This window comes from Flavobacterium sp. (genome assembly GCF_035299005.1).
In the GTDB taxonomy this organism is placed as follows: domain Bacteria; phylum Bacteroidota; class Bacteroidia; order Flavobacteriales; family Flavobacteriaceae; genus Flavobacterium.
In genome coordinates this window covers 37,275-61,435 of record NZ_DATGXL010000012.1, presented here as the reverse complement: position 1 = coordinate 61,435, position 24,161 = coordinate 37,275, and the positions used below count along the sequence as shown (strand labels likewise).

General features: G+C 31.7%; 23 protein-coding genes. 8 read left to right on the top strand and 15 right to left on the bottom strand.

What is annotated here, in order from left to right:
* Position 1: 1 nt before the first annotated feature.
* Positions 2-823, top strand: coding sequence for a glycosyltransferase family 2 protein (locus tag VK164_RS06175; protein ID WP_324208527.1), 822 nt, complete (start codon positions 2-4; stop codon positions 821-823).
* On the opposite strand, the gene VK164_RS06170 is transcribed toward VK164_RS06175, so the two are convergent.
* Positions 813-1,874 (bottom strand): glycosyltransferase family 9 protein, encoded by a 1,062-nt coding sequence (locus VK164_RS06170; protein WP_324208526.1) that lies wholly within the window; start codon positions 1,872-1,874, stop codon positions 813-815. The genes VK164_RS06175 and VK164_RS06170 overlap by 11 nt on opposite strands.
* Before the next feature lie 87 nt (positions 1,875-1,961).
* Here VK164_RS06170 and VK164_RS06165 point away from each other — a divergent pair, with 87 nt between their 5' ends.
* Positions 1,962-2,723, top strand: coding sequence for a glycosyltransferase family 2 protein (locus VK164_RS06165; RefSeq protein ID WP_324208525.1), 762 nt, complete (start codon positions 1,962-1,964; stop codon positions 2,721-2,723).
* On the opposite strand, the gene VK164_RS06160 is transcribed toward VK164_RS06165, so the two are convergent.
* Positions 2,709-4,577 carry an LTA synthase family protein gene (locus tag VK164_RS06160; protein WP_324208524.1) on the bottom strand — a complete coding sequence of 623 codons (1,869 nt, stop codon included), beginning with the start codon at positions 4,575-4,577 and terminating at the stop codon, positions 2,709-2,711. The two genes, VK164_RS06165 and VK164_RS06160, sit on opposite strands and share 15 nt — an antisense overlap.
* A 142-nt stretch (positions 4,578-4,719) precedes the next feature.
* Positions 4,720-5,535, bottom strand: a complete 816-nt coding sequence (locus VK164_RS06155; protein ID WP_324208523.1) for a 2,3,4,5-tetrahydropyridine-2,6-dicarboxylate N-succinyltransferase — start codon at positions 5,533-5,535, stop codon at positions 4,720-4,722.
* Positions 5,536-5,643: 108 nt separating this feature from the next.
* Here VK164_RS06155 and VK164_RS06150 point away from each other — a divergent pair, with 108 nt between their 5' ends.
* From VK164_RS06150 to VK164_RS06125, 6 genes are all read left to right on the top strand, one after another.
* Entirely contained in the window at positions 5,644-6,480 is an 837-nt protein-coding gene (locus VK164_RS06150) for a copper resistance protein NlpE N-terminal domain-containing protein (RefSeq protein ID WP_324208522.1), read from the top strand.
* 28 nt (positions 6,481-6,508) lie between these two features.
* Positions 6,509-6,922, top strand: a complete 414-nt coding sequence (gene ruvX, locus VK164_RS06145; RefSeq protein WP_324208521.1) for a Holliday junction resolvase RuvX — start codon at positions 6,509-6,511, stop codon at positions 6,920-6,922.
* Between the two features lie 55 nt (positions 6,923-6,977).
* A complete protein-coding gene (gene def / locus VK164_RS06140) occupies positions 6,978-7,565 on the top strand; it encodes a peptide deformylase (RefSeq protein ID WP_324208520.1) in 588 nt (195 codons plus the stop codon).
* Positions 7,566-7,680: 115 nt separating this feature from the next.
* Entirely contained in the window at positions 7,681-8,112 is a 432-nt protein-coding gene (locus VK164_RS06135; RefSeq protein ID WP_324208519.1) for a DUF5606 domain-containing protein, read from the top strand.
* 116 nt (positions 8,113-8,228) lie between these two features.
* Positions 8,229-9,002: a nucleoside triphosphate pyrophosphohydrolase gene (mazG, locus tag VK164_RS06130; protein WP_324208518.1), complete on the top strand. Its 774-nt coding sequence runs from the start codon at positions 8,229-8,231 to the stop codon at positions 9,000-9,002.
* 95 nt (positions 9,003-9,097) lie between these two features.
* Positions 9,098-9,385, top strand: a complete 288-nt coding sequence (locus tag VK164_RS06125; RefSeq protein WP_324208517.1) for an antibiotic biosynthesis monooxygenase — start codon at positions 9,098-9,100, stop codon at positions 9,383-9,385.
* Positions 9,386-9,433: 48 nt separating this feature from the next.
* On the opposite strand, the gene VK164_RS06120 is transcribed toward VK164_RS06125, so the two are convergent.
* The 12 genes from VK164_RS06120 to VK164_RS06065 form a co-directional block, all read right to left on the bottom strand.
* Positions 9,434-9,640, bottom strand: coding sequence for a DUF2892 domain-containing protein (locus tag VK164_RS06120; protein WP_324208516.1), 207 nt, complete (start codon positions 9,638-9,640; stop codon positions 9,434-9,436).
* Positions 9,641-9,730: 90 nt separating this feature from the next.
* Positions 9,731-10,357 carry a Crp/Fnr family transcriptional regulator gene (locus VK164_RS06115; protein ID WP_324208515.1) on the bottom strand — a complete coding sequence of 209 codons (627 nt, stop codon included), beginning with the start codon at positions 10,355-10,357 and terminating at the stop codon, positions 9,731-9,733.
* Positions 10,358-10,555: 198 nt separating this feature from the next.
* On the bottom strand, positions 10,556-11,788 hold the full coding sequence (locus VK164_RS06110; RefSeq protein WP_324208514.1) for a hypothetical protein: 1,233 nt from the start codon (positions 11,786-11,788) through the stop codon (positions 10,556-10,558).
* Between the two features lie 129 nt (positions 11,789-11,917).
* Positions 11,918-13,813, bottom strand: a complete 1,896-nt coding sequence (locus tag VK164_RS06105; RefSeq protein WP_324208513.1) for a DUF349 domain-containing protein — start codon at positions 13,811-13,813, stop codon at positions 11,918-11,920.
* A 188-nt stretch (positions 13,814-14,001) separates the two neighbouring features.
* Positions 14,002-14,757: a shikimate dehydrogenase gene (gene aroE / locus VK164_RS06100; RefSeq protein WP_324208512.1), complete on the bottom strand. Its 756-nt coding sequence runs from the start codon at positions 14,755-14,757 to the stop codon at positions 14,002-14,004.
* Between the two features lie 75 nt (positions 14,758-14,832).
* Positions 14,833-15,483, bottom strand: a complete 651-nt coding sequence (locus tag VK164_RS06095; protein WP_324208511.1) for a VTT domain-containing protein — start codon at positions 15,481-15,483, stop codon at positions 14,833-14,835.
* Between the two features lie 12 nt (positions 15,484-15,495).
* Complete coding sequence (locus tag VK164_RS06090; RefSeq protein WP_324208510.1) at positions 15,496-16,890, bottom strand: tetratricopeptide repeat protein; 1,395 nt, start codon at positions 16,888-16,890, stop codon at positions 15,496-15,498.
* Between the two features lie 157 nt (positions 16,891-17,047).
* A complete protein-coding gene (locus VK164_RS06085; protein WP_324208509.1) occupies positions 17,048-18,250 on the bottom strand; it encodes an aspartate aminotransferase family protein in 1,203 nt (400 codons plus the stop codon).
* A gap of 69 nt (positions 18,251-18,319) precedes the next feature.
* A complete protein-coding gene (locus tag VK164_RS06080; protein WP_324208508.1) occupies positions 18,320-19,984 on the bottom strand; it encodes an OstA-like protein in 1,665 nt (554 codons plus the stop codon).
* Between the two features lie 118 nt (positions 19,985-20,102).
* A complete protein-coding gene (locus tag VK164_RS06075) occupies positions 20,103-21,374 on the bottom strand; it encodes an adenylosuccinate synthase (protein ID WP_324208507.1) in 1,272 nt (423 codons plus the stop codon).
* A gap of 32 nt (positions 21,375-21,406) precedes the next feature.
* The gene (locus tag VK164_RS06070; RefSeq protein ID WP_166235861.1) at positions 21,407-21,844 is read right to left on the bottom strand and encodes a Fur family transcriptional regulator; all 438 of its coding nucleotides are present in this window, start codon (positions 21,842-21,844) and stop codon (positions 21,407-21,409) included.
* A gap of 95 nt (positions 21,845-21,939) precedes the next feature.
* Complete coding sequence (locus tag VK164_RS06065) at positions 21,940-24,159, bottom strand: RelA/SpoT family protein (protein WP_324208506.1); 2,220 nt, start codon at positions 24,157-24,159, stop codon at positions 21,940-21,942.
* Positions 24,160-24,161 lie beyond the last annotated feature (2 nt).

Genomic DNA, 24,161 nt, shown 5'->3' with positions numbered 1-24,161 from the left:
CATGAAATTATCGGTAATTATCACCACTTACAATTCGGAAGAATGGCTTCAAAAAGTGCTTGTTGGATATAGTGTCCAAACCGAGCTAGACTTTGAGGTTGTTATTGCCGATGATGGTTCTACCGAAAAAACAAAAGCAGTAATTGAATCCTTTCAAAATCAATTTAAGTTTCCAATTGTTCATGTTTGGCAAGAAGATAATGGTTTTCAGAAATGTAAAATCTTAAATAAAGCCATTTTAAAAACTAATTCTGATTACCTACTTTTTACCGATGGTGATTGTATTCCACGAAAAGATTTTGTGGCCCAACACTTAAAACATCAAGAAGAAGGTTATTTTCTTTCTGGAGGCTATTTTAAATTGCCGATGGAAGCTTCACATAAAATTTCATTAGAAAACATACAAATGCAAGATTGTTTTTCTATTTCTTGGTTGATAAAAAATGGAGTTTCTAAGACTTTTAAATTATCAAAGTTGACGAAAATTTCTCTTTTTGCCAATTTCATGAATTGGTTAACACCAACAAAGCGAACCTTCAACGGTCACAATACATCATGTTTTAAGAAAGATTTAGTTGTGGTGAATGGTTTTAATGAAGAAATGCAATACGGCGGTTTGGATAGAGAAGTAGGCGAACGTTTGTTCAACTTCGGAATTTTATCCAAGCAAATTCGTTATAGTGCTGTTTGTTTGCATTTAGACCACAAAAGAGGTTATGCTACGCCTGAAACTTGGGAGAAAAACAATACCATTCGCAATTTCAATAAAAAACACAATGTGACTTTTATTGAAAATGGTTTGTCGAAAGACCTTAACGAATAATCTCAAAGAAATCCTTTAATTTCTCCTTAATTAATGCAATTGGATATTCTTCAAAATATTTGAAAGTGTGTTCTTTAATAAATTTTTCGTCAACTTCGGTATAAATTTCTGGTTTCAAATCTTTTAAATGGATTGAGATATTTTTCTCATCTTCAAAAATTTGCCATGTTTCTTTATCAACACTTGGTGAGAATAGCGAAAAAGTAGGAACAAACAATGCTTTTGCCATATTTACACTTCCGCCTTCGTTGCCAATCAAAGCATCACATTGCGACAATAAACCTAAAAACGAACGCAAATCATTGGCATACAAATCAAAATAAATGCGTTGTTGTGTCTCGGGTTGACACAAATCGAAGATTTTTTGAGCATCTTCTTTTTGTTTCGGAATATAGTTGAAAAGCAAATTCGCATCAGTGGTTTGAATGGTAAAATCTAACAATTCTGCCATTTTTTCAAACGGATAGGTTTTGTACCATTCGCTACCTAAAATCCCAATCATAAAAGTGGGTTTGTCGGTTTTTAAAGGAAATTTTGATAGCATTTCCTTTGCTTGATTAATTTCCAAGTCCGTTAAAAAAACTTTTGGTTTATAATCTGTGATTTCTTCCTCAATAAGTGGTTTTAGTAAACGTAAACGATTAATAATTGCCAATCCAATATCCGATTTTGTGCCGTTTTTTAGTCGTTCAATATTATAGTTATAAAAAATATTAGAGTAGCCTTTCTTGTACGAGATTTTATATTTTGCACCAGAAAATAAAGTGATTAAATTGGTTTCCAACTTACTGTAAGCATCAATCACCGCATCGTATTTGGTACTTCTAATTTTGAAAATAAATTGAAAAAGGGAAAGATAATTTTTTCGCACTTTTTCTTCCAAAACAATAATATTATCAATGTTTGGATTGTTTTTTAGTACATCAACACAATTGGCGTAGCACATGTAATCCACTTGCGCATTCGGATATTTTTGCTTCAAATTATTGGATAGAATAGTTGAGGTAAGTACGTCTCCAATTCGCTTTTGTTGTATGACTAAAATTTTCATTTTTGATAAATTATTTGGCTAAAATACACTGATTTTGAAACTTTGCCAACAAAATAATTTGATTACTTTTGTGAAAATACAATTTTTATGGCAATTAGCGGTTTAGTCATTACTTATAATGAAGAAAAAAATATTGGAAAATGCATTGATGCTTTGTTTGAAGTGTGCGATGAAGTAATCATTGTTGATTCGTTAAGTACTGATAATACAGTAAAAATTGCCGAAGAAAAAGGCGCGAAAGTGATTTCTCAAAAGTTTCTTGGCGATGGACCACAACGCACGCATGGATTGCCATTTTGCAAAAACGATTGGATTTTAAATTTAGATGCAGACGAATTTTTAGATAAAGATGCCAAAGAATTTATCTTAAAAGGGAAGTATTTAGAAGGAAATTACGATGCTTTTTCGTTTCGAGTTAAAAACTTTTTAGCCGATGAATTGATTGATTTTTCAGGTTGGTATCCCGATCATAAAGTGCGTTTTTTTAATAAGAAAACAGCGAAACCTTCAGAAGCTAAAGTGCATCAAAAAATAGAAACAACTAACGAGAAAAAGGTAGCCGTTCACATTTTACACTATGGTTGGGAATCTTTTGAGCAAATTATTGCAAAGAAAAACCAATATTCAACTTGGCATGCGCAACAACTTTTTGATCAAGGAAAAAGAGTAGGAGCAATGAAACCCGTAATTAATGGTTTAACTGCTTTTATCAGATGTTATTTCTTCAAAAAGGGAATTTTTAACGGAATTGATGGTATCACAATCGCTTTAATCCAAGGGTTTTTCTCGCACATGAAATACGCTAAATTGCTGAAATTACAACGCCAAGAAAAATTATTGAAGCGTTAATTTATTTCCAATCATTCGCTCATTAAACGATTGAATGTACGCTTTTATAAACGTTTCCATTTCGGTTGCTTTAGCTTTTTCAGATTTTATTAAATTGGTTTTTAGCAATTCATCTTTCTTGAAATTATATAAACCCAACGATTTTTTTCCGTCGAAAGCTAAGTAATAATCGCCCGAAACATAATGGTAAATATTATCTAAATAATACACCACAAAATCTTTTTCAGACTGATATGATTTACCATACGTAATCATTTTGCTATCAATATTTAAATAATCAATTATCGATGGCATAATATCAATTTGTTGTAAATTCTTCTGATTTTTCCCAACAATAGAAGGATTTGAAGGATCGAAGAACAAAATGGGTATTCTAAATTTCCCAACATTAGTTTTAAACTTTTTCTCTGTTGGTTCTGATGAAGTGTGGTCGGAAGTTATTACGAATAGTGTGTTTTTATACCAATCTTCTTTAGAAGCTGTTTCAAAAAAACGTTTCAAGGCATAATCAGCATACGCAATACTTTCATGAATTTTAGTAGTTCCTTTTGGAAATTTTCCTTTGTATTTCTCTGGAATGATGTACGGATTATGTGACGAAATTGTAAAAATCGTACTGAAAAATGGCTGTTTGAATTCGGTCATTTTACCTGAAAAATATTGCATAAATTCTTCGTCAAAAATGCCCCATCTTTCATCAAATGCTTCTGGACCAACATATTCATTCTTGCCAAAATAATTATCAAAACCAGCTACTTTACAATATTGATCAAAATTCTGACTTCCGTTGAAAGCTCCGTGAAAAAACGCAGTTTGATAGCCGTTATCTTTTAAAATTTTTGGTAAACCATACACTTCGTTAATCGAATAACTTGACGTAATTAACGAATTATTCATCAAACTCGGAATACTCGAAAGTGTAGAAGGAACCGCATCAATTGAAAGTTTTCCATTGGCAAAACCATTTTCAAAAAACAATGATTTTTCAATTAAGCCATCTAAAAAAGGAGTTTGTCCACGCTGAATATTTTCTCTTCCGAAACTTTCTAAAATAATAATTACCACATTTTTTTTGTTTGGATTTTCAGTTGAAGTGATTTCCGTAATTGGGTTGAAAATTTGATTTAATTCTGTTTCCGAATAGTATTTTGGGGATTCTAAGGTTTCTTTTTTACCAATAGTTTTGATAATACAAAACGGTGTGTTTAATACAATTGCAGATTGATTGATAGAACCATAGTTTACAGCGTCAACAATTTTTAATGGTTTTTTTTGTATACCACCACGACCTAATAAAAACACAAGCCCCATTAATAGTATAAAAAATCCAAATTGTTTAGTTAATTGAGACCAGTTGGAACTTTGTTCTGTTGCAGGTTTTAAATTCGGAAGTGCTTTCCAAAATAGTATTCCTAAAACCAATGCAAGAATTGGTAAATACCAAAATTCAATTAAAAACGAAAAGATTAATCCGCCAATTTCATTTTCCATTCCGCTTGCGGTAATCATGCCAAAAGTACTTCTTCTTCCGGTGAATTTGTAATATTCGAAATCAACAAAATTGGTTAAAATGAAGATGAAATTCACAATAAAAAATCCAATTTTCAAATACTTTTGATAGTTAGGTTTGTATTTAAAATTACCTGGCATAAAATGCAAAAGCGCAAAAACTAAATTGATGTACGCTATTGCCGATAAATCAAAATGAATTCCGCCTAAAAAACCTTTAGCAGAAATGTTTTCAAAGGCATTTCGATTGAAAAAGTAAAACAACAAACGACAAATTTGGTAAATAAAAAGAACAATTAAAAAGCGCTTGAAAAATAGTTTTACACTGCTAAAATAGTTTGACATAAAAGGTAATTTTTAGCAAATTTAACTATTCATATAAAATTTACAATTTATTTACTTGTAATTTACTTTTGAAGGGAAATAAAAATTCCAATTCACAACAATCTTGTCATGAATTGGAATTCAATTTTATATTTAATTTTGATTAAACCGCTACGTTATATTCTCTCAATGCATCATTCAACGAAGTCTTTAAATCGGTTGATGGTTTTCTTTGTCCAATAATAATCGCGCAAGGGACTTGATAATCTCCAGCTGGGAATTTCTTCGTATAACTTCCAGGAATTACTACCGAACGAGCTGGAACAACTCCTTTATATTCAACAGGTTCATCACCTGTAACATCAATAATTTTAGTAGAGCCTGTCAAACATACATTCGCACCTAGAACCGCTTCTTTTCCTACGTGAACACCTTCCACGACAATACATCTTGAACCAATGAAAGCTCCATCTTCGATAATTACTGGAGCTGCTTGTAGTGGTTCTAAAACGCCACCAATTCCTACGCCACCAGAAAGATGAACATGTTTTCCAATCTGTGCACAACTTCCTACGGTTGCCCATGTGTCTACCATTGTACCTTCATCTACATAAGCGCCAATGTTTACATAACTTGGCATCAAAATTACTCCAGAAGAAATATAAGCACCATACCTAGCAACCGCATTTGGAACTACACGAATTCCTTTTTCAGCATAATCGCGTTTCAACAACATTTTATCGTGGTATTCAAAAATACCCGATTCCCAAGTTTCCATTTTTTGAATAGGGAAGTACATTACGACTGCTTTTTTAACCCACTCGTTAACTTGCCAACCATTTTCAACTGGTTCAGCCACACGAAGTTTTCCGCTATCTAATAATTCGATAACTTCTCTAATGGCTTTTTGTGTGGTTTCTTCTTGTAATAATGCACGATTTTCCCATGCTTGCTCTATCGTAGATTGTAAATTGGTCATATTTTTAAAAATTTGTGTAGCAAAGATAGTATTTTATACAATTTTGGAATTGTTTTTGATTATAGAAAAATACATTAATTTTACAGATATCACAAAATTATAATCCCTATGAAGAAAAGTGTTTTTATTTTAGCAATACTTACTATTAGTTTTACTTCGTGTAAAAAAGAAATCAAAACTCAAGATGTAATTCCAGCAAATGATTCAGTGACTGTTTTGTCAGATGATCACAACGCTATGAATAGTATAGATTTCCAAGGAACATATAAAGGAAGTTTACCTTGCGCAGATTGTGAAGCAATTGAAACAACTATAGCTTTGAAAGCCGATACTTATACTAAAGAAACTATATACAAAGGAAAATCTAAAGAAGTTTTTAAAGAAACTGGAAAATATTCTTGGAATAAGGAAGGTAATACAATTACACTTTCTGCTTCAGAAATTCCAAATCAATATTTTGTGGGTGAAAATATACTATTTCATTTAGATGCTAATGGTAGAAGAATTGAAGGTGATTTAGCATCTAAATATCAATTAGAGAAAGTGGAAATTTCAGAACCAGTTGTTTCAGTTCAAAAACAAGAAGCAAAGTCTAAAGTAGCATTAAAAAATTCAAAATGGCGTTTGATAAAATTGCATGGTAACTCTATTGTAAAAAGTAAAGATTCTAAGAAAGAATATGGAATTATTTTTGCTACAGATGGAAGATTTTCTGCATTTGCAGGTTGTAATAGTATGGCGGGAAGTTATGAATTGAATGAAGAAGCAAGTCGTATCAAATTTTCAAAAGTTGTTTCAACCATGATGGCTTGCCAAGATATGTTAACCGAACAAGAATTAGCTAAAGTTTTAGAAATAACTGATAATTACAATTTTGATGGACAAATGTTAAAATTGAATAAAGGTAGAATGGCAACAATAGCCGAATTTGAAATTATTAAATAAATTGCAGTTATCTTTGTAAAAAAAATAAATGCCAAGAATTTTAGCCATAGATTACGGAATTAAACGAACAGGTATTGCTGTTACTGATGAAATGCAAATGATTGCTTTTGGATTAACCACAATCCCATCTGAAACAGCAATTACCTTTTTAAAAGATTATTTTTCAAAAGAGAAAGTTGAGCGAATTATCGTTGGCGAGCCTAAACAAATGAATGGAACTCCTTCGCAAAGTGCAGAAATCATCAATACTTTTGTGGCTAAATTTCAAGAAGTTTTTCCTGAAATGCCAGTTGATAGAGTAGATGAACGTTTTACATCTAAAATGGCGTTTCAAACAATGATTGATAGTGGTTTAAATAAAAAACAACGTCAAAACAAGGCTTTGGTAGACGAAATTGCAGCAACAATTATACTTCAGGATTATTTACATTATAAAAAGTAGTACTTTTGCACTCGAAATTTAGAATTCAGCATTTAGAAATTAGAAAATACAGATTATGATTTTACCTATATATGGATACGGAGAGCCAGTGTTACGCAAAGTTTGTGAGGAAATTACTCCAGAATATCCGAATCTAAAAGAAACGATTGCCAATATGTATGACACGATGTATCATGCACACGGCGTAGGATTAGCTGCACCACAAGTTGGATTAGCTATTCGTTTATTTGTAATAGATACGGAACCTTTTAGTGATAGTGATGATGTTTCTAAAGAAGAAGCTGCCTTAATGAAAGAATTTAAAAAAACATTCATTAACGCAAAAATCATCAAAGAAGAAGGTGATGTTTGGGGATTTAATGAAGGCTGTCTAAGTATTCCAGATGTGCGTGAAGATGTTTTTCGTCATGACACTATTACTATAGAATACATGGATGAAGATTTCATTAAAAAAACAGAAGTATATGATGGTTTAATTGCTCGTGTAATACAACATGAGTATGACCATATAGAAGGAATTTTATTTACGGACCATATTTCATCTTTGAAAAAGAAATTGGTTGCCAAGAAGTTACAAAATATCATGGATGGCAAAGCTAGACCAGATTATAAAATGAAATTTGTAAACAAAAAAGGACGTTAAGTTGTGATTAGTAACTGGTGAAAAGTAAATAGTTATTTTAACTAAACTTTTTTACTTTTCACTTTTCACTTTTCACTTTAAATAATATATTTGCCAACCTTAATAATTAAGCAACATGAGTATTCAAAAAATATTAGCTGTTTCTGGAAAACCAGGATTATATGAATTAAAAATTCAAACCCGTACTGGTTTTGTAGCCGAATCTTTATTAGATGGAAAAAAAATAACAGTGGGAATGAGAGCTAACGTAAGTTTATTGTCTGAAATTGCAGTGTACACTTATTCTGAAGAAGTGCGTTTAGCAGAAGTTCTAAAAGCAATTGCAACAAAAGAAAACGACGGTTTAGCAATGTCTCACAAAGAAGATGATGCAAAATTGAAAGCGTATTTTAGAGAAATTTTACCAGAATTTGACGAAGATAGAGTATATGCTTCTGACATCAAAAAAATCTTAAACTGGTACAATTTGCTACAGCCAAAAGGTTTTGTTACTGTTGAAGCTTTATCTAAAGAAGTAAAAGAAGAAGAAACTCCAGCTGCTGAATAAGTAGTTGAAAATTATATTTTAAAATCCTGCGTTTTCCACGTGGGATTTTTTATTTTTACAATGTTAATGCAAAATATATTCCAGACAATTTAACAATTTAACGATTCAACTCCAAAATGAACACACGCCAACAACAATTACAAGCTTTTAACCGTCTTTTAGATATCATGGATGATTTGCGCGAAAAATGTCCGTGGGATAAAAAGCAAACACTTGAAAGTTTACGTCATTTAACGATTGAAGAAACTTACGAATTAGGCGATGCAATTTTAGATAACGACTTACAAGAAATAAAAAAAGAGTTGGGCGACGTGTTATTACACATTGTGTTTTATGCGAAAATTGGTAGCGAAACCAATGCGTTTGATATTGGTGATGTAGCCAATTCAATTTGTGAAAAATTAATCGATCGTCATCCGCATATTTATGGTGATGTGGTAGTGGCTAACGAAGAAGAAGTAAAGCAAAATTGGGAAAAACTAAAACTGAAAGAAGGCAAAAAATCAGTTTTAGAAGGTGTGCCTAAAAGTTTGCCTGCATTAGTAAAAGCAAGTCGTATTCAAGATAAAGTAAAAGGCGTTGGATTTGATTGGGAAGAACCGCATCAAGTGTGGGACAAAGTGCAAGAAGAACTAAATGAACTCCAAGTTGAGGTACAAGCTGGCAATCAAGATAAAATAGAAGCCGAATTTGGCGATGTTTTGTTCTCTATGATAAATTATGCAAGATTCTTAAATGTAAACCCAGAAGACGCTTTAGAACGTACGAATAAGAAATTCATTAAACGTTTCCAATATCTAGAAAGCAAAGCCACCGAATTAGGCAAACCTTTAATGGATATGACGTTAGCAGAAATGGATGTTTTTTGGGAAGAAGCAAAAAAACTTTAGTATTCAGTGTTCAGTAATAGTCGTTAGTTCGAGTGATTTCGTGGAAAACGTATCGAGAACTATTCGTAATTCATAATTTTTAATTCGTAATTTTCATGTACTACGCAGTAATTTTTACCTCTACCCGAACCGAAGTGGAAGCAGGTTATGCTGAAATGGCAACAAAAATGGTGGAATTAGCCAAAGCCCAAACAGGATACATTGGTATGGAAAGCGCACGAAGTGAAATTGGAATTACCGTTTCGTATTGGGAAAGCTTAGAAGCCATAAAAAACTGGAAAGAAAATATGGAACATTTAGAAGCGCAAGAAAAAGGTAAAACCACTTGGTACAAAAATTACAAAGTAAGAATTGCTAAAGTGGAAAGAGAATATGAGTTTTAAAAGAAACAAAAATCCCGAGTGTGAGTTCGGGATTTTTTATTCCAAAAATTACTTTTTTGTAGGGCAAGTATTTATGCCAAGTAAAGGGTAAAGAGGACAAAAACTGATTAAACTTGTTACAACAAAAACTATAGCAGCAACTACAGCAACAATTCCTAATGTGCCAGAAATTGTTCCGTTGAAATATAAAAACGCTAACACGGCAGCAATCAAAACGCGGATGATTCTATCTGCATTTCCCATATTTTTTTTCATAATAAATAATTTTTACTGATTAATATGAAGCAAAGATAGATAGCGTAAAATAGCTGTGCAGTGACTATAGTCACCACGCGAAAAAAAAGTTTAAAAAATTTCTATGGTAGTAGCAAATTGTTTGACTTTACCTTCAGTTTCAAGCTTTTTCATGATGCGACTGATAACTTCTCTTGCGGTTCCTAATTCGTTGGCAATTTGTCGATGCGAAATTTTTAAAGGATTTTTCTGTGAAATCGTCACTTTTTCTTTTAAGTAATCATACACGCGCTTATCTAATTTTTCAAACAGCAACGAGTTAATCGTACTCAACAAATCGGCATAGCGCATGTTGTATTGCATGTAAAAAAGCGAATTAAAATCGGGGAAATCTTTCATCCATTTGGATAATTTTTCAACCGGAATAAGCAAAACGTGACTGTCTTCTTCGGTGATTGCAAAAATTTTGCTGGGTGCTTCATTAATGCCTGCCGAAAACGACATTATGCAACTTTCATTTGGTTTGATATAATAGAGTAGGAGTTCTTTATCTTCAAAACGGGTAAAAACCTTGATTAATCCACTAATTACTAGCGGAATCACTTTAATGTATTGACCTTCACGAACCAACTCGGTTTCTTTTTCAAAATGTTTTTCAATACCGTGTGTAACTAATTCTGCTACAAGTGCATCTTGAAAATACGGAAACTGTTTTTTTATTTCTTGCGAGCGGTTCATTTGTACAATGGTTGGTAACCAAAGTTAGTGTTTTTGTGTGGAATTGAGAAAAAGATTTTTAATGTTTAGTTTGAATGTTAGATAGTATAGCTTTTAAAGTCAATACTTTGTCATGCTTGTTAAGCATATCTTATGGGATTTTTAATGGTTTTTTTATATTCAAGAGCGTAACGCTCGCGCTAGCTGGGGCTAACTGGGTTAATTAAATTGTAATGCTATTTTTTCTGAAATTCTTCTTAATAGGTATAAGTATGGTAATAAATATATATTGTTTCTTTCTGTAGGTAGAATTACAGTATTTTCTCTACTTTCTCTTAGATGTACTATGACATTTCTTATTTTAGTTATATTGTTTATAACATCATTGAATATTCCAGGTCCATTTGTTTCAATTGCTGTCTTATCTTTAAAGAGAGCTTTTATTTTTAATCCTCCATCAAAATGAATGTCTTGTTTAAATAATGATTCATTTTCATATAACTCTAGTTCAATATCTTCAATTTTACAATAATTTTTTATTGTTTTATCTAATCTGATTTTGTCACTTGTTTTATGAACATTAAATCTCTCGGAAAGAACTTCTAATATTTCTTTTATATAATCGTCAGCTTTATAATTTATATCTGGTTGTTTGAGTATTTTTTTTAATTTAAACTCATCTTCCTGTTCAATAAAATAATATGAGCAGTATTCTAGAATTTGATAATAAAATATAAACTCTAATCTTATGTCTTCGGTCTTATGTGCAACATTTAAAATGTCTAAAAGCGTAGAATCCATTTTATTAGCATTTATAGAGTTTGGAAATTCATCAAATAGTGAATAACAAGGTTTTTTAAATAAATTTTCTGTTACGTCATTATTGAATATTTGTATTATAGGAGATTCTCTATCATAATAACTTAGGTAAAAATTAAGAGTTTTAGCAAAATGAATTTTATCTACTATTTTGTCAATATTTCCTTTAACATAAAATGAGAAAGGAATTCTGTCTTTATAATATTCTTTTACATAATCAGGTTTGTCTTTTATGAAGTAATCTTTAAATTGTCTTAAGTTTCGATATGAAGTTTTTGTTTCTTGTTTTAGTAAGACAAAGTGTTTTGCGAAAAAATTCAAAATATTTGATGAAACGTCAAAGTAACAATTGAAAATCTCTCCATCATAATTAAATTCAAACTCACGTTTTACTATATTACTATCTCTTTTCTCAGGTGTAAAAATAAATTCCCAAATATTAGTTTTACTATTATATATTGAACTGAATTCTTCAAATAGATAAATATTTGAGAAAGATGGTATTTTGGTTTTTTTGGGTATAAAAAAACCAAAAGAATTATCATTCCACGATTTTACAACAAGTGTTCCTTTTTGTTCGATTTCTTTAAATTCGATTGTCGAATTATTTTTTTGTAAATTTTTTAAAGACATTGATTGATATTGTAGAATTTAATTCAAACAAATATACCCAAATTCACACAAAACCAATTACAGAAAATCTGTACATTTTGTTAATTTTTAATTATAAAAAAATCCCAAGCTTTCACTTGGGATTTTATCTTACATATTTTTAATTTGTTGTAATTTTTCTTTCCACAATTTCAAGTCGTCTTTGTGGCGTTCAATGTTTTTCTGAACTTCTTTAATAAAAGGATTTTCACCTTTTGAGCTACTGCTAATAAACTGAATGTTGTTTTCTAACTGGAAAATTTCACTTTGTACTTCGTCGATCTTCTTTCTAATAAAGAATTGTTCTTGTTCTAAAGCACGTTTGTCGTCTCCTTCCGATAATTGTTCTAAACGATTGCTAAAACGCATCATTTCGGTATCTTTTTTAGACATACTTAATTTTTCAAATAAGGCATCTAAAATTTTATTGAATTTTCCTTCGATATGTCTGCGGTTAAATGGCACTTTACCAAATGTTTTCCAAGTTGCAATGTGTGCTTTTATTGCATCTAAATCAGCTTTATGTTCTCCAGAAAGGGTAAAATCTTTCAATTCTTCTAAAAAAGCTTTTTTCTTTTCAAAAGCTTCTACTTCTTCGCTACTTTCAGCGTTTCTAGCTTCATGCATTCTGTCAAAATAAGCGTTACAAGCATCTTTAAAATCTTTCCAAATGCTGTCTGAATATTTACGAGGCACGTGACCAATTTTTTTCCAATCGTCTTGGATTTTTTTCATGATTGGCGTAGCAGTATTGAAATCGGTACTTTCTTGTAAAGATTTTGCTTGTTCAACTAAAGCTAATTTTTTAGTCAGGTTTTCGTGTTGTTCGTGCTTAATATCTTTGTAAAATACGTTTTTGTGAACATTGAATGCTCTAACCGCATTTTTGAACTTTGACCAAGTATCTTCAGTAACTTCTGCTGGTACCTTTCCTGCTTTGAAAAAAGCTTCACGCAAAGCTTCTAATTTTTTAATTTGTGCTTGCCATCCACTGTGCGAATCGATTTTCTCGGTTCCCAAAGCTTCAATTTGTGTAATAATTTCGTTTTTAACGGCTAAGTTTTCAGTTTCTTTACCTCTTGCTATGGCGTATAATGCTTCGCGTTTGTCATGCATTTGTTTGGTAATCTCGCTGAATTCGTTCCAAATCGCTTCTCTATGTTCTCTGTCAACTGGGCCAATTTCTTCTTTCCAAACGCGATGTAACAATTGCAATTCACGGAAGGCTTTCATGACATCTTCTTCGTTTAGCAATTCTTTCGCTTTAACAATAATGTGTTGTTTTTGCTCTAGATTGTTTTTCAAGTCTAAATCTCGTGCTTCTTTGTCTAAATGCATTACATCATAGAAACGCTCTGTGTGAAAATGATAGTTGTTCCATAAGATGTTGTATTTGTCTCTTGGAATAGCTCCAGCATTTTTCCAACGTTCACGGATGTCATTCGCTTTTTTAAACATGTCACCAATGTTAGAATCGCCAGAATCGATGAGTTGTTTTAACTCTTCAATCAACGCTTCACGAACCGCAAAGTTGTGTTCTAAATTGTTTTGTAGTTGTTTAAAATGTTTGGCTTTGTTGGCTTTGTATGCGTTAAAAATTGTATCAAATTTATTTTTTAAAGGAAAATGATACTCAAAATCAACACCTTCTTCGTTGTTTTGTGCATTGAATTCCTCTCTTTTTTCATCTATAAAATGATGGTATTTGTCTGAAAAAGCTTTTCTGATTCCTTCAGCATGGTCTTTAATAGCCATTACTTTTTCATTTTCAACTAGTTTTTCTAGTTCATCTGTTAATTCTTCCATCGACAAAGCATCATAATCCAGCATTGGGATTTCGTGCTTTTCTTTTATCGAATCATCTTCATTTTCTTCCGCATTCGAATTATCAATTTCTTCTAAAACTGATTGACTAATAATTGTAACATCATCTTGTTGTTCGATTTGTTGTTCAATTGGGTCTTGTCCGTCTGCGTTTTGCAGGTTATCGTGTTGTGCTTCTGACATTGTATAAATGCTTAAGGTTACTATTAAGGTGTGAAGATAGTAAAGCACTACGAAAATTCAAAAAAAATCGACAAATTATCTATTATTTTCTTTGAAACGAGAATTTTAGATAGAAATTAAAGCTTATTTTGGATAGAATTTGTTGCTTTTTATACAAATTTAAAGCTTAAAATTACTAATTTTAAGTGCTACTCATTCCATATTTTCCATGCTTTTTCCGCTTGAAAAACTAACATATCATATCCATTTTTAGTTTTTGCCCCATGCTCTTTGGCTTTTTTCAAAAAGGTAGTTTCTTCTGGATTGTAAACCAAATCATAGGCAATATGTTTTTTGGTAAACAAACTATAATCTAAATTTGGACAATTTTCCACGTTTGGATGCGTTCCAACAGGTGTTGTATTGATGATAATGTGATATTCATCAAAAACTTCAGCATTTAAATCTGCATAACCAAATTGAAATTCATCTGGAGTTCTAGAAACAAAATCGTATTCAATTTTTAGTTTTCGTAGCGCATAAGCAACCGCTTTACTTGCACCTCCAGTTCCAAGTATTAAGGCTTTTTTGTGGTGGTCTTTTAAAAGAGGTGATAGCGTTTTTTTGAAACCATAATAATCGGTATTATAGCCTTTTAATTTTTTCTTTTTAGAAACAGTAACGCAGTTAACAGCACCAATTATTTTAGCGGTTTTAGAAAGTTTATCTAAAAGCGGAATGATTTCTTCTTTGTATGGAATAGTTACATTGAAACCCATCAACCCTTTTGTTTCATTGACAATTTTAGGGAATTCTTTGATGGATGCTATGTCGTAATTTTTGTATTCGCAATTGTCAAAATGACCAATTTCAAATTTTTCGGTAAAATATTTTTGAGAAAAAGAATAACTAATGTTTTGACCGATGAGACCAAATTTTAGCTGTTTTTTATTTTTCTTTTTCATTGTATAAATTTTATGAATGATACTAATCAAAATTAGTTAGTATTTCACTATTTAATGTTAGGAGAATGTTATTTTTTAGGCAGTTTTTTCCTGATTTTTCTTTTTAAACAATTTGATAACAATTGGCAATACAGATATAATAATAATGGATAAAACTACTTTTTCAAAGTTTTCTTTAACCCAAGGCACTTGACCTAAAAAATAACCCAAAAAGGTAATACTCATAACCCAAACCACAGCACCTGTAATGCAATACATGATGTATTTGTAATATTGCATACTACCTGCTCCGGCAACAAATGGAGCAATAGTTCTTACAATTGGAACAAAACGCGCCATAATAACTGCTTTTCCACCATTTTTTTCAAAAAACTGTTCGGTTTGTGTGATGTATTCTTTTTTTAGAAAAAGTATTTTTTGTTTTTTCTTGATAAGACCACCAAATTTTTTCCCAACAAAATAATTGACATTATCGCCTAAAAGTGCTGCAATTATTAGCAAAGGAATTATAATTGTCATACTTAATTGCCCAGTAGTTGCTGCAATTACTCCAATAGCAAAAAGCATTGAATCGCCTGGTAATAAAGGCATCACTACAAATCCTGTTTCGACAAAAACAACTAAGAAAAGTATGAAGTAAATTAAATTATCGTATTGTTTGATTAATTCTTGAATTACGGTTAATGGGTCTTTTAGAAATTCTAATAAAAATTCAATTAATTCCATGTTTTTTTGGGACTATTTTTTAAATTTTGCAATTTGGTTTTGTACTTCTGTTCTTTCCCAAACTACTGGAAAATAATCTTTTAATACGGTTTTGTTCTTGTAATTTAATCGTAATCCATTGTTTAGATGGAAATTACCTTTATTGTTTTCGTTACTCAAAAAGTACAAACCAGCTAAGCGATATTCAATTTCATATTCTTCTGGGAATAGGTTAGTGGCTTCTAACAATATTTCTATAGCTGTTTCAAATTCACCTAAAAACTGTAATACATCTGTCCATAGAGTGAAAGTGTCTAGATTTATATCACCCGATTCAAATGCTTTTCTGTAACCATATTCAGCTTCTTCAAAAAAATGTAAAGCACTATTTACAGCTGCAAAACGTTTCCAATATAGTGGATTATCACCATCAATTCCAATGGCTTTATTTACATAATACAAGGCTTTTTGATAGTTTTTTTGGCGAATATAAAAATCTGTGATGGCAATCCAACCTTTATCTAATAATGGGTCTTCATGAACTGTTTTTAAATAAAAATTAAGAGCAAACTCTGCATTACCAAGACGCTCGTAGCACTTTGCCATACGCAATAAAACAAATGATGAAGGATCGTCTAATTCAATTGCAATTTTGTAACAATCGATAGCTTCTTGGAATTTTTTTAGTTTTTCATACGATTTGGCTTTTTCCATTATTGCGCCTAAAAAGCTTTCGTCAATTAAAGTTGCATATTCGAATGCCCAAACTGCTTTTTCGTAGTTTTTTAAAGCATAATATTGTCTTCCTAATTGATGCCAAGCAACTTCGCTGTATGGGTTTTTATCTATAAATTTGTTTAAATATACGATAGCTTCTTCATTTTGATCTAAGAAATCAAAGCAATACACTACGTTATAAAGTGCCGAATAATCTTCGGTATCTTCATCTAAACATTTTATAAAATTTTCTTTAGCTAATTCTAAATTATCCATGAAAAGATATTCCATGCCAATCATCGAATACACATCAGCATAATCATCTGTGTATTTAAGTGCGATTTTTAAAAACTCAATGGCTTTTTCGTGCTCATCCCTTTTAGAATGTATGTTGGCTTTTTGAATATAGATTTCTTCGTTAGTTGGTTCAATAGCATATAACTCGTTTAATAACTTTTCAGCCACATCGAGTTTATCTTCATAGACTAACATTTCTACTTGAACCAATTTTAATCCAGTAGATTTTGGGTGTTGTTCTAAACCTAATTTTAGCGCTTTTTTGGCCAAATTTAATCGGCCAGTATCCATATAATGAAGAATAATGTCTTCAAATTCTTCTGAATCAAAGAAAAAAACTTTGTTAGTTTTTAACATCGATTCGAATTTAGATAAGGATAAGCTGTTTTCTTCTTCTTCGTGACTCAAATTCATAGCGCTTTCTTTTTTGATTTATCCTTAATAAAGGTACTTATATTTGATGCAGGCATCAATTTGAAATGGAATTGTTTTAAACAATTTAATTAACAATTTTTCATGTTCAAGAACAATTTCAATTACAAGTTCAAACAAAAATTAGTGATGGGAAAACCTATAAATTTCCTAACTTCATTTCGCTCTCAATCTCATTAAGTACCTCAATAATAATGCCACAACCTTTTCTAATTTCTTCATTAGTAAGTGTTAGTGGTGGTGTAATCCTAACCGCGCAACCTTCGAATAATAGCCAGAATAAAATAAGACCTCTTTTATGACAGCGAAGCACAACTTCGTTAGTTATTTCAGGAGTTTCTGTCATGGCAGCTAACATTAGGCCACGACCGCGAATTTCTTTAATTAATGGATGAACTAAAAGGCTTCTGAATATTTTTTCTTTCTCTAAAGTTTCTTGCATTAAGTTGGTTTCAGTAACTTCTTGTAATGTAGCCAAGCATGCTGCCGCAATGACAGGGTGTCCTCCAAAAGTAGTTATGTGTCCGAGTTTTGGATCATGACTTAATAAATCCATCATTTTTTCGGATGCAGTGAAAGCACCAACAGGCATTCCGCCACCCATTCCTTTTCCCATGACGACTACATCAGGAATAACATCATAGTTTTGAAATCCGAAAAGTTTTCCAGTTCGACCAAATCCAGGCTGAATTTCGTCTAATATCATGATAGCTCCAACTTCATCACAACGTTGTCGCACTTTTTTTAGAAAATCGTTTTGAGGTTCAATAAAACCTGCACCACCTTGAATGGTTTCTAATAATATTCCTGCTGTTTTTGTAGTAATTTTTTCTAGATCGGCTTCATTATTGAATGTAATGAAATCGACATCAGGAATTAATGGACGAAAAATTTGTTTGCGTTCTTCAAATCCCATCACACTCATACTTCCCATAGTGTTGCCATGATAAGCATTGTGACACGATATTAATTGGCTTCTTCCCGTAACACGACGAGCTAGTTTTAATGCCCCTTCAATTGCTTCCGTTCCAGAATTCACTAAATATGTTTTTGTTAGTGGATAGGGAAGGTTTTCGGCTAATAATTTACATAATTCCGTTGCTGGATGTTGGGCATATTCGCCATATACCATTACGTGAGAATAAGTGTCTAACTGTTTTTTGATAGCATCGTTTACACGCTTTGGCTGATGCCCTAATGTACAAGCTGAAACCCCAGCTACGAAATCTAAGTAGGCATTTCCATCTGTATCAAATATATAAGAACCTTTTGCATGAGCAACTTCTAATGCTAATGGGTAAGGTGAAGTTTGCGCTTGGTATTTAAAAAAATCTTTAATCATTTTTAATTTGCTTTAAGCTTTGGCTCTATGCTTGAGTTGTGAATTGCTTAACAATATTTTGCATAAAGCTTATTGCTTTTTAACGGTTTTATCTTTTGGTTTCGGATTTTTCTCGTCGTATTCTAAAGTTTCTTTTTGAATTTCCATTGGTTTTTCTGCTTTGACAGCATTTTTTTTAGCTTCAATTTGTGCTTTTTCATCGATAGCTAATTCTTCTGCTGGAAAAATGTCATCTTTGGATAATATGCGTTCATCACCACGCCATATAAAACCTCTAAGTTTTCGTGCATTTTCAGGAAAATCTTTTTCTGGATAAATAAAACTATCCGCTTTTGTGAAAAACGTAATGGTTTCAATTTTATTTTCGTTTAATATTAAATTTATTTTACTACATACGGTTTTATTGATTCCTATGAATTCATTAGCATCATTGTACATGTAATAAATTACTTCTGCATTTTTAACAATATCAACTTCTTTTAGTTTTTGATCAACAAATCTACCATATAAGTTTTGTCCTTTAATTTGGTTGTAGCCATTGGTACTCAACGAATCTTTTTGAATGATAAAAGCATTATTTAGTACTTTTAAGGAATCCAATTGTTCGGTTTTATTATTACCGATTAAATGCATCACATCGCCAGTCATTTGATTGTTGTTGTTCCAAAGTATTGGTTTTCCTATGAGTTGGGTTAATTCGTTTTTTGTACTTGAATGTAATGAATCACATTTTCCATTCATATCGGTTTTATAAAAACGAACGTTGTTAAAAGCTCTAATGATTCGATCATCTTTTGGCCCTGAGACAATGATTTTTTTCCCATGCATGAACATAGTGTCTTTTTCTACTAATGTTCTTATTAGTGCTTTTTTAGTTAGCACCATTGAATCTTTTTTAGTTTCAATGTTTCTGTATAATTCTGCAAAATGTCCAGTAGCGATTACGTTATTTATTGTGTCGGTAATTTTTACATTGTTAATGCCTCTTGAATAATTTTTCTTTCGGTCATAATACAAGTCGTCACCTTCAATGATTTTATTGTCATAGGTGATTTTGGAATTTTTGGATAATTTTCCAACATCATTTGTGGTGTCATAAAAACCATTTTCGGTATAAATCACATTTTCTTTACTAGTTATTGTAGATGGACCAAAAACATAAGCATGTCCAGAATTTTCATAAAAATCCAAATGATTGGTTTTAATGGTTGATTGCGGATTGGTTACGGTTACAGCAGTTGTGAATTTATATTTTTTTTGATCTACATAATAGCGACCCGATTTACTTTTTAATGTATTTTCTTTATTACGAATTGTTCCAAAAGAATTGTAAAAAGCTTGTTGGTTTTTCTTGTCAAAATAAACCGTATCGGTTACAAGGGTAGATTCTGGTGAGCGCATTGAAACATCACCTGTTGCAAATGCAAATTCAATTTTTCCATCGTATTCAGCATATCTACTATTCAAAAAAATTGAATCTCCTTGATTGATTTGTACATTTCCAAAGGCTTTGATGTATTCTTCGTCTTTAAAATGATAGGCTTTATTACAATTTATTTTAACACCATTATGAAGTACTCGAACATTTCCAGTGAATACTATTGCTCCAGGAATTTCGGTTTGATTCATATCAATGAAATCTGAATTTTCAATGATGATTTTTTTCTTTTCTTGCGCTATTGTACTAGCAATCGATAAAAGTAAAAATGTGATATAAAAAAAAGTTTTTTTCAAGACGTGTTTTATTTTGAGCCAAATTTAAGTAAAAAGTAGAAATGCGGTTATCTATTAAGATTTTTTTATCATTATAAAATAAAAAAAAACGCTTTCAGTTAGAAAGCGTTTTTGAAAATTATTTGGTAATAGTTTGTTTTCTATCAGGACCAACTGAGATTACTTTGATTGGCACTTCCACCTCTTTTTCAATGAACTCAATATATGCTTTTAATTCTTGTGGTAATTCATCATATGTTGTCATTCCTGTTAAATCGGCTTTCCAACCTTTCATTTCTGTGAAAATTGGTGTCACGTTTTCAGGTTCAATATTGTATGGCAAATGTTGAATTTGTTGACCTTTGTAGTTATATCCTGTACAAACTTGTAAGGTGTCAAATCCAGAAAGTACATCACCTTTCATCATGTATAATTGCGTTACACCATTAACTTGAACGGCATATTTTAAAGCCACTAAATCTAGCCAACCACAACGACGAGCACGTCCTGTAACTGAACCAAATTCGTTACCAACTTTTGCCATAGTTTGCCCAGCCTCGTTGAAATCTTCTGTTGGGAAAGGTCCGCTACCAACACGTGTTGTGTATGCTTTAAAAATTCCGAAAACGTCTTTTACTTTGTTTGGTGCAATTCCTAAACCTGTACAAGCTCCGGCAGCTGTTGTGTTTGAAGAAGTAACAAAAGGATATGTTCCAAAATCAACATCTAATAATGAACCTTGCGCTCCTTCTGCTAAAATCGATTTTCCTTCTTTTAATGCTTTGTTTAAGTATTCTTCACTATCAATGAAAGTTAGTTTTTTCAGCTCTTTTACAGCTAAGAAAAATTCTTCTTCCATTTCTTTTAAATCGTATTGTAAATCAACATCATAGAATGCAATCATGGCTTCATGTTTGTCCGCTAAAACTCTATAACGCTGTTTGAAATCTTCTAATTCTAAATCACCTACACGAAGTCCATTTCTTCCCGTTTTATCCATGTATGTTGGACCAATTCCTTTTAGAGTTGAACCGATTTTTGCTTTTCCTTTTGATGCTTCAGAAGCGGCATCTAATAAACGGTGTGTTGGTAAAATTAAGTGTGCTTTTCTAGAAATGAATAGTTTAGCTGTAATATCCATGTCGAATTTTGCTAAACCTTCAATTTCTTTTTGAAAAACTACAGGGTCAATTACTACACCATTTCCAATAATATTGATGGCATTTTTATGGAAAATTCCAGAAGGAATTGTTCTTAAAACGTGTTTGATTCCGTCAAATTCTAAAGTGTGTCCTGCATTTGGTCCACCTTGAAAACGAGCAATAATATCATATTTTGATGTAAGAACGTCAACGATTTTTCCTTTTCCTTCATCTCCCCATTGTAATCCAAGTAGTAAATCTACAGTCATTGTGCTATTGTTTATTGTTTGTAGTTAGTTGTTTATTGTTGTTTTTTTGTTCCATAGAAGTAAAGAGAATGGGTTTGAATATCAATCCCAAACATTTCTTCCATAGTTTGTTTAATTTGTTGAATTCTTGGGTCACAAAATTCGATAACTTCACCAGAATCAGTCAAAATAATGTGATCATGTTGTTTGTCGAAATACGATTTTTCGTAATGTGCTTGATTTTGTCCAAATTGATGACGACGCACCAAACCACATTCTAATAAAAGTTCGATAGTGTTGTAAAGTGTGGCTCTACTTACGCGATAGTTTTTATTTTTCATTTTGATGTACAAAGACTCGATATCAAAATGCTCGGTTGCATTGTAAATTTCTTGAAGAATAGCGTATCGTTCTGGTGTTTTGCGATGTGCTTTTTCTTCTAAATATTTTGTAAAAACATTTTTTACAATTTCCTGATTTTTGTTTTCCATTGCTTTGGTAAATGAAATATTGGCAAAGATAGTGTTATTTTTGCATTGAATAAAACCCTAAATTTGATTGATTGTGTTTTAGTTATTAACTTTTGTTAATTATTATAAACACGTGTTACCTTATCAATTCCATCTACTTTTTTGATATTATCTATAAGTTTTTTCAAGATGGTATTATTCTGTACTACTACAGTAACTTGTCCATTAAAAATTCCTGCCTCACTACTCAATGAAATACTTTGAATATTCACGTTCATTTGGCTTGAAATAACTTTAGTTAAATCATTGGTTAAACCTAAAATATCCATTCCTGTAATTTTTAAAACGGCTTTAAATTCTTCTTGAGATGAATCAATCCATTTGGCTTGAATAATGCGATAAGCGTAGTTAGATTGCATACTAATAGCGTTTGGACAATCTTTTTTATGAACTTTAATTCCTTCGTTAATGGTTACAAAACCGAACACATCGTCACCAGGAATTGGATTACAGCAACTCGATAGTTTATAGTCTAATTTATCCTGTTCAGCTCCAAAAACCAGCATGTCAAATTTTTTGCTGATTTCATTTTTATGAATTTGTTCTGGCTGAGATGATGGAGAGCGTTTTATAGTTTTCTTAAAGAAATTAACTAACGTATTACTTTTTTGAGCAGCATAGTCTTTCAATTGTTGGTTTTCAATTGTTCCAATTCCTGCTCTATAAAATAAATCTAAACTGGTTTGTAATTTGAAAAAGTTTACAAGCTCGTTAACAGTATTTTCGTTTAACGTAATTTTTAAGTGACGTAGTTTTCGTTCTAAAAGTTCTTTTCCATCTTCCGCAATTTTTTTAGTGTTTTCGTTTAAAACGTTTTTTATTTTATTTTTTGCTCTAGAAGTTGTTACATAATCCAACCATTGTGAAGTTGGTTTTTGATTTGCGGATGTAATAATTTCAACCTGATCACCGCTATTTAAAACATGATTTAGTGGGACTAATTTTCCATTAACTCTTGTTCCTCTTGTTTTTACACCAATTTCTGAGTGAATACTAAAAGCAAAATCTAATGAAGTGGCTCCTTTTGGTAACGATTTAATTTCTCCTTTTGGAGTAAATACATAAATTTCCTTGGCATATAAATTCAGTTTGAAATCTTCTACAAAATCTACCGCATTGCTTGCTGAATTTTCTAATGCTTCTTTTAATTGGTTTAGCCAAATTTCCAAACCATGCTCTTCGGTTGCGCCATTTTTGTATTTATAGTGTGCTGCGTAGCCTTTTTCTGCAATTTCATCCATGCGTTCACTACGCACTTGAATTTCTACCCAGCGCCCTTTTGGCCCCATTACAGTGATGTGTAGCGCTTCATAACCTGTTGATTTTGGAGATGAAATCCAATCGCGTAATCTACTTGGAGATGGTCGATAATGGTCAGTAACTACTGAATATATTTTCCAAGCGATGAATTTTTCATCATGTGGATTTGATTTATAGATGATTCGAAGTGCAAATTTGTCATATACTTCATCAAAAGTAACGCCTTGCGCTTTCATCTTTCTACGGATAGAATAAATTGATTTTGGACGACCTTTAATCGTGAACTCTATACCTTCTTCGTTTAACGATTTGCTTAATATATCAGAAATTGTTTTGATATAAGCATCCTGCTCTTCTTTGGTTTCCTTAATTTTGCTAACAATATCATTGTAAATTTCGGGTTCAGTATATTTTAATCCTAAATCTTCTAATTGTGTTTTGATGTTGTATAATCCTAAACGATGGGCTAGTGGAGCATAAATATATAAGGTTTCGGAAGCAATTTTGGCTTGTTTGTAATCGGCCATACTTCCCATAGTTTGCATATTGTGCAATCTATCAGCTATTTTGATAATAATTACCCGAACATCATCATTCAGAGTCAATAGCATTTTGCGAAAATTTTCCGCTTGCATTGAGATTTCTTGATCGGTTTTTACTTTGGCAATTTTAGTCAAGCCTTCAACCAATTGAGCAATTTTTGGGTTGAACATTTTTTCAATATCCTGAACCGTAATGTCTGTATCTTCCACCACATCGTGCATCAATGCAGCAGCAATAGAAGTTGCTCCCAAACCAATATCGCGTGCAACAATTTTTGCCACAGCAATAGGATGAAAAATATAAGCTTCCCCTGATTTTCTACGTTGGTCTTTATGAGCATCAACAGCTACATCAAATGCTTTACGGATGATTTTTTTGTCTTCATCAGTAAGGGTTTGATAACTGATGCGAAGTAATTCTTTATATTCTTGCGCAATGGCTTTGTTTTCGGCTTCTAATTCTAGCTCTGTCATAC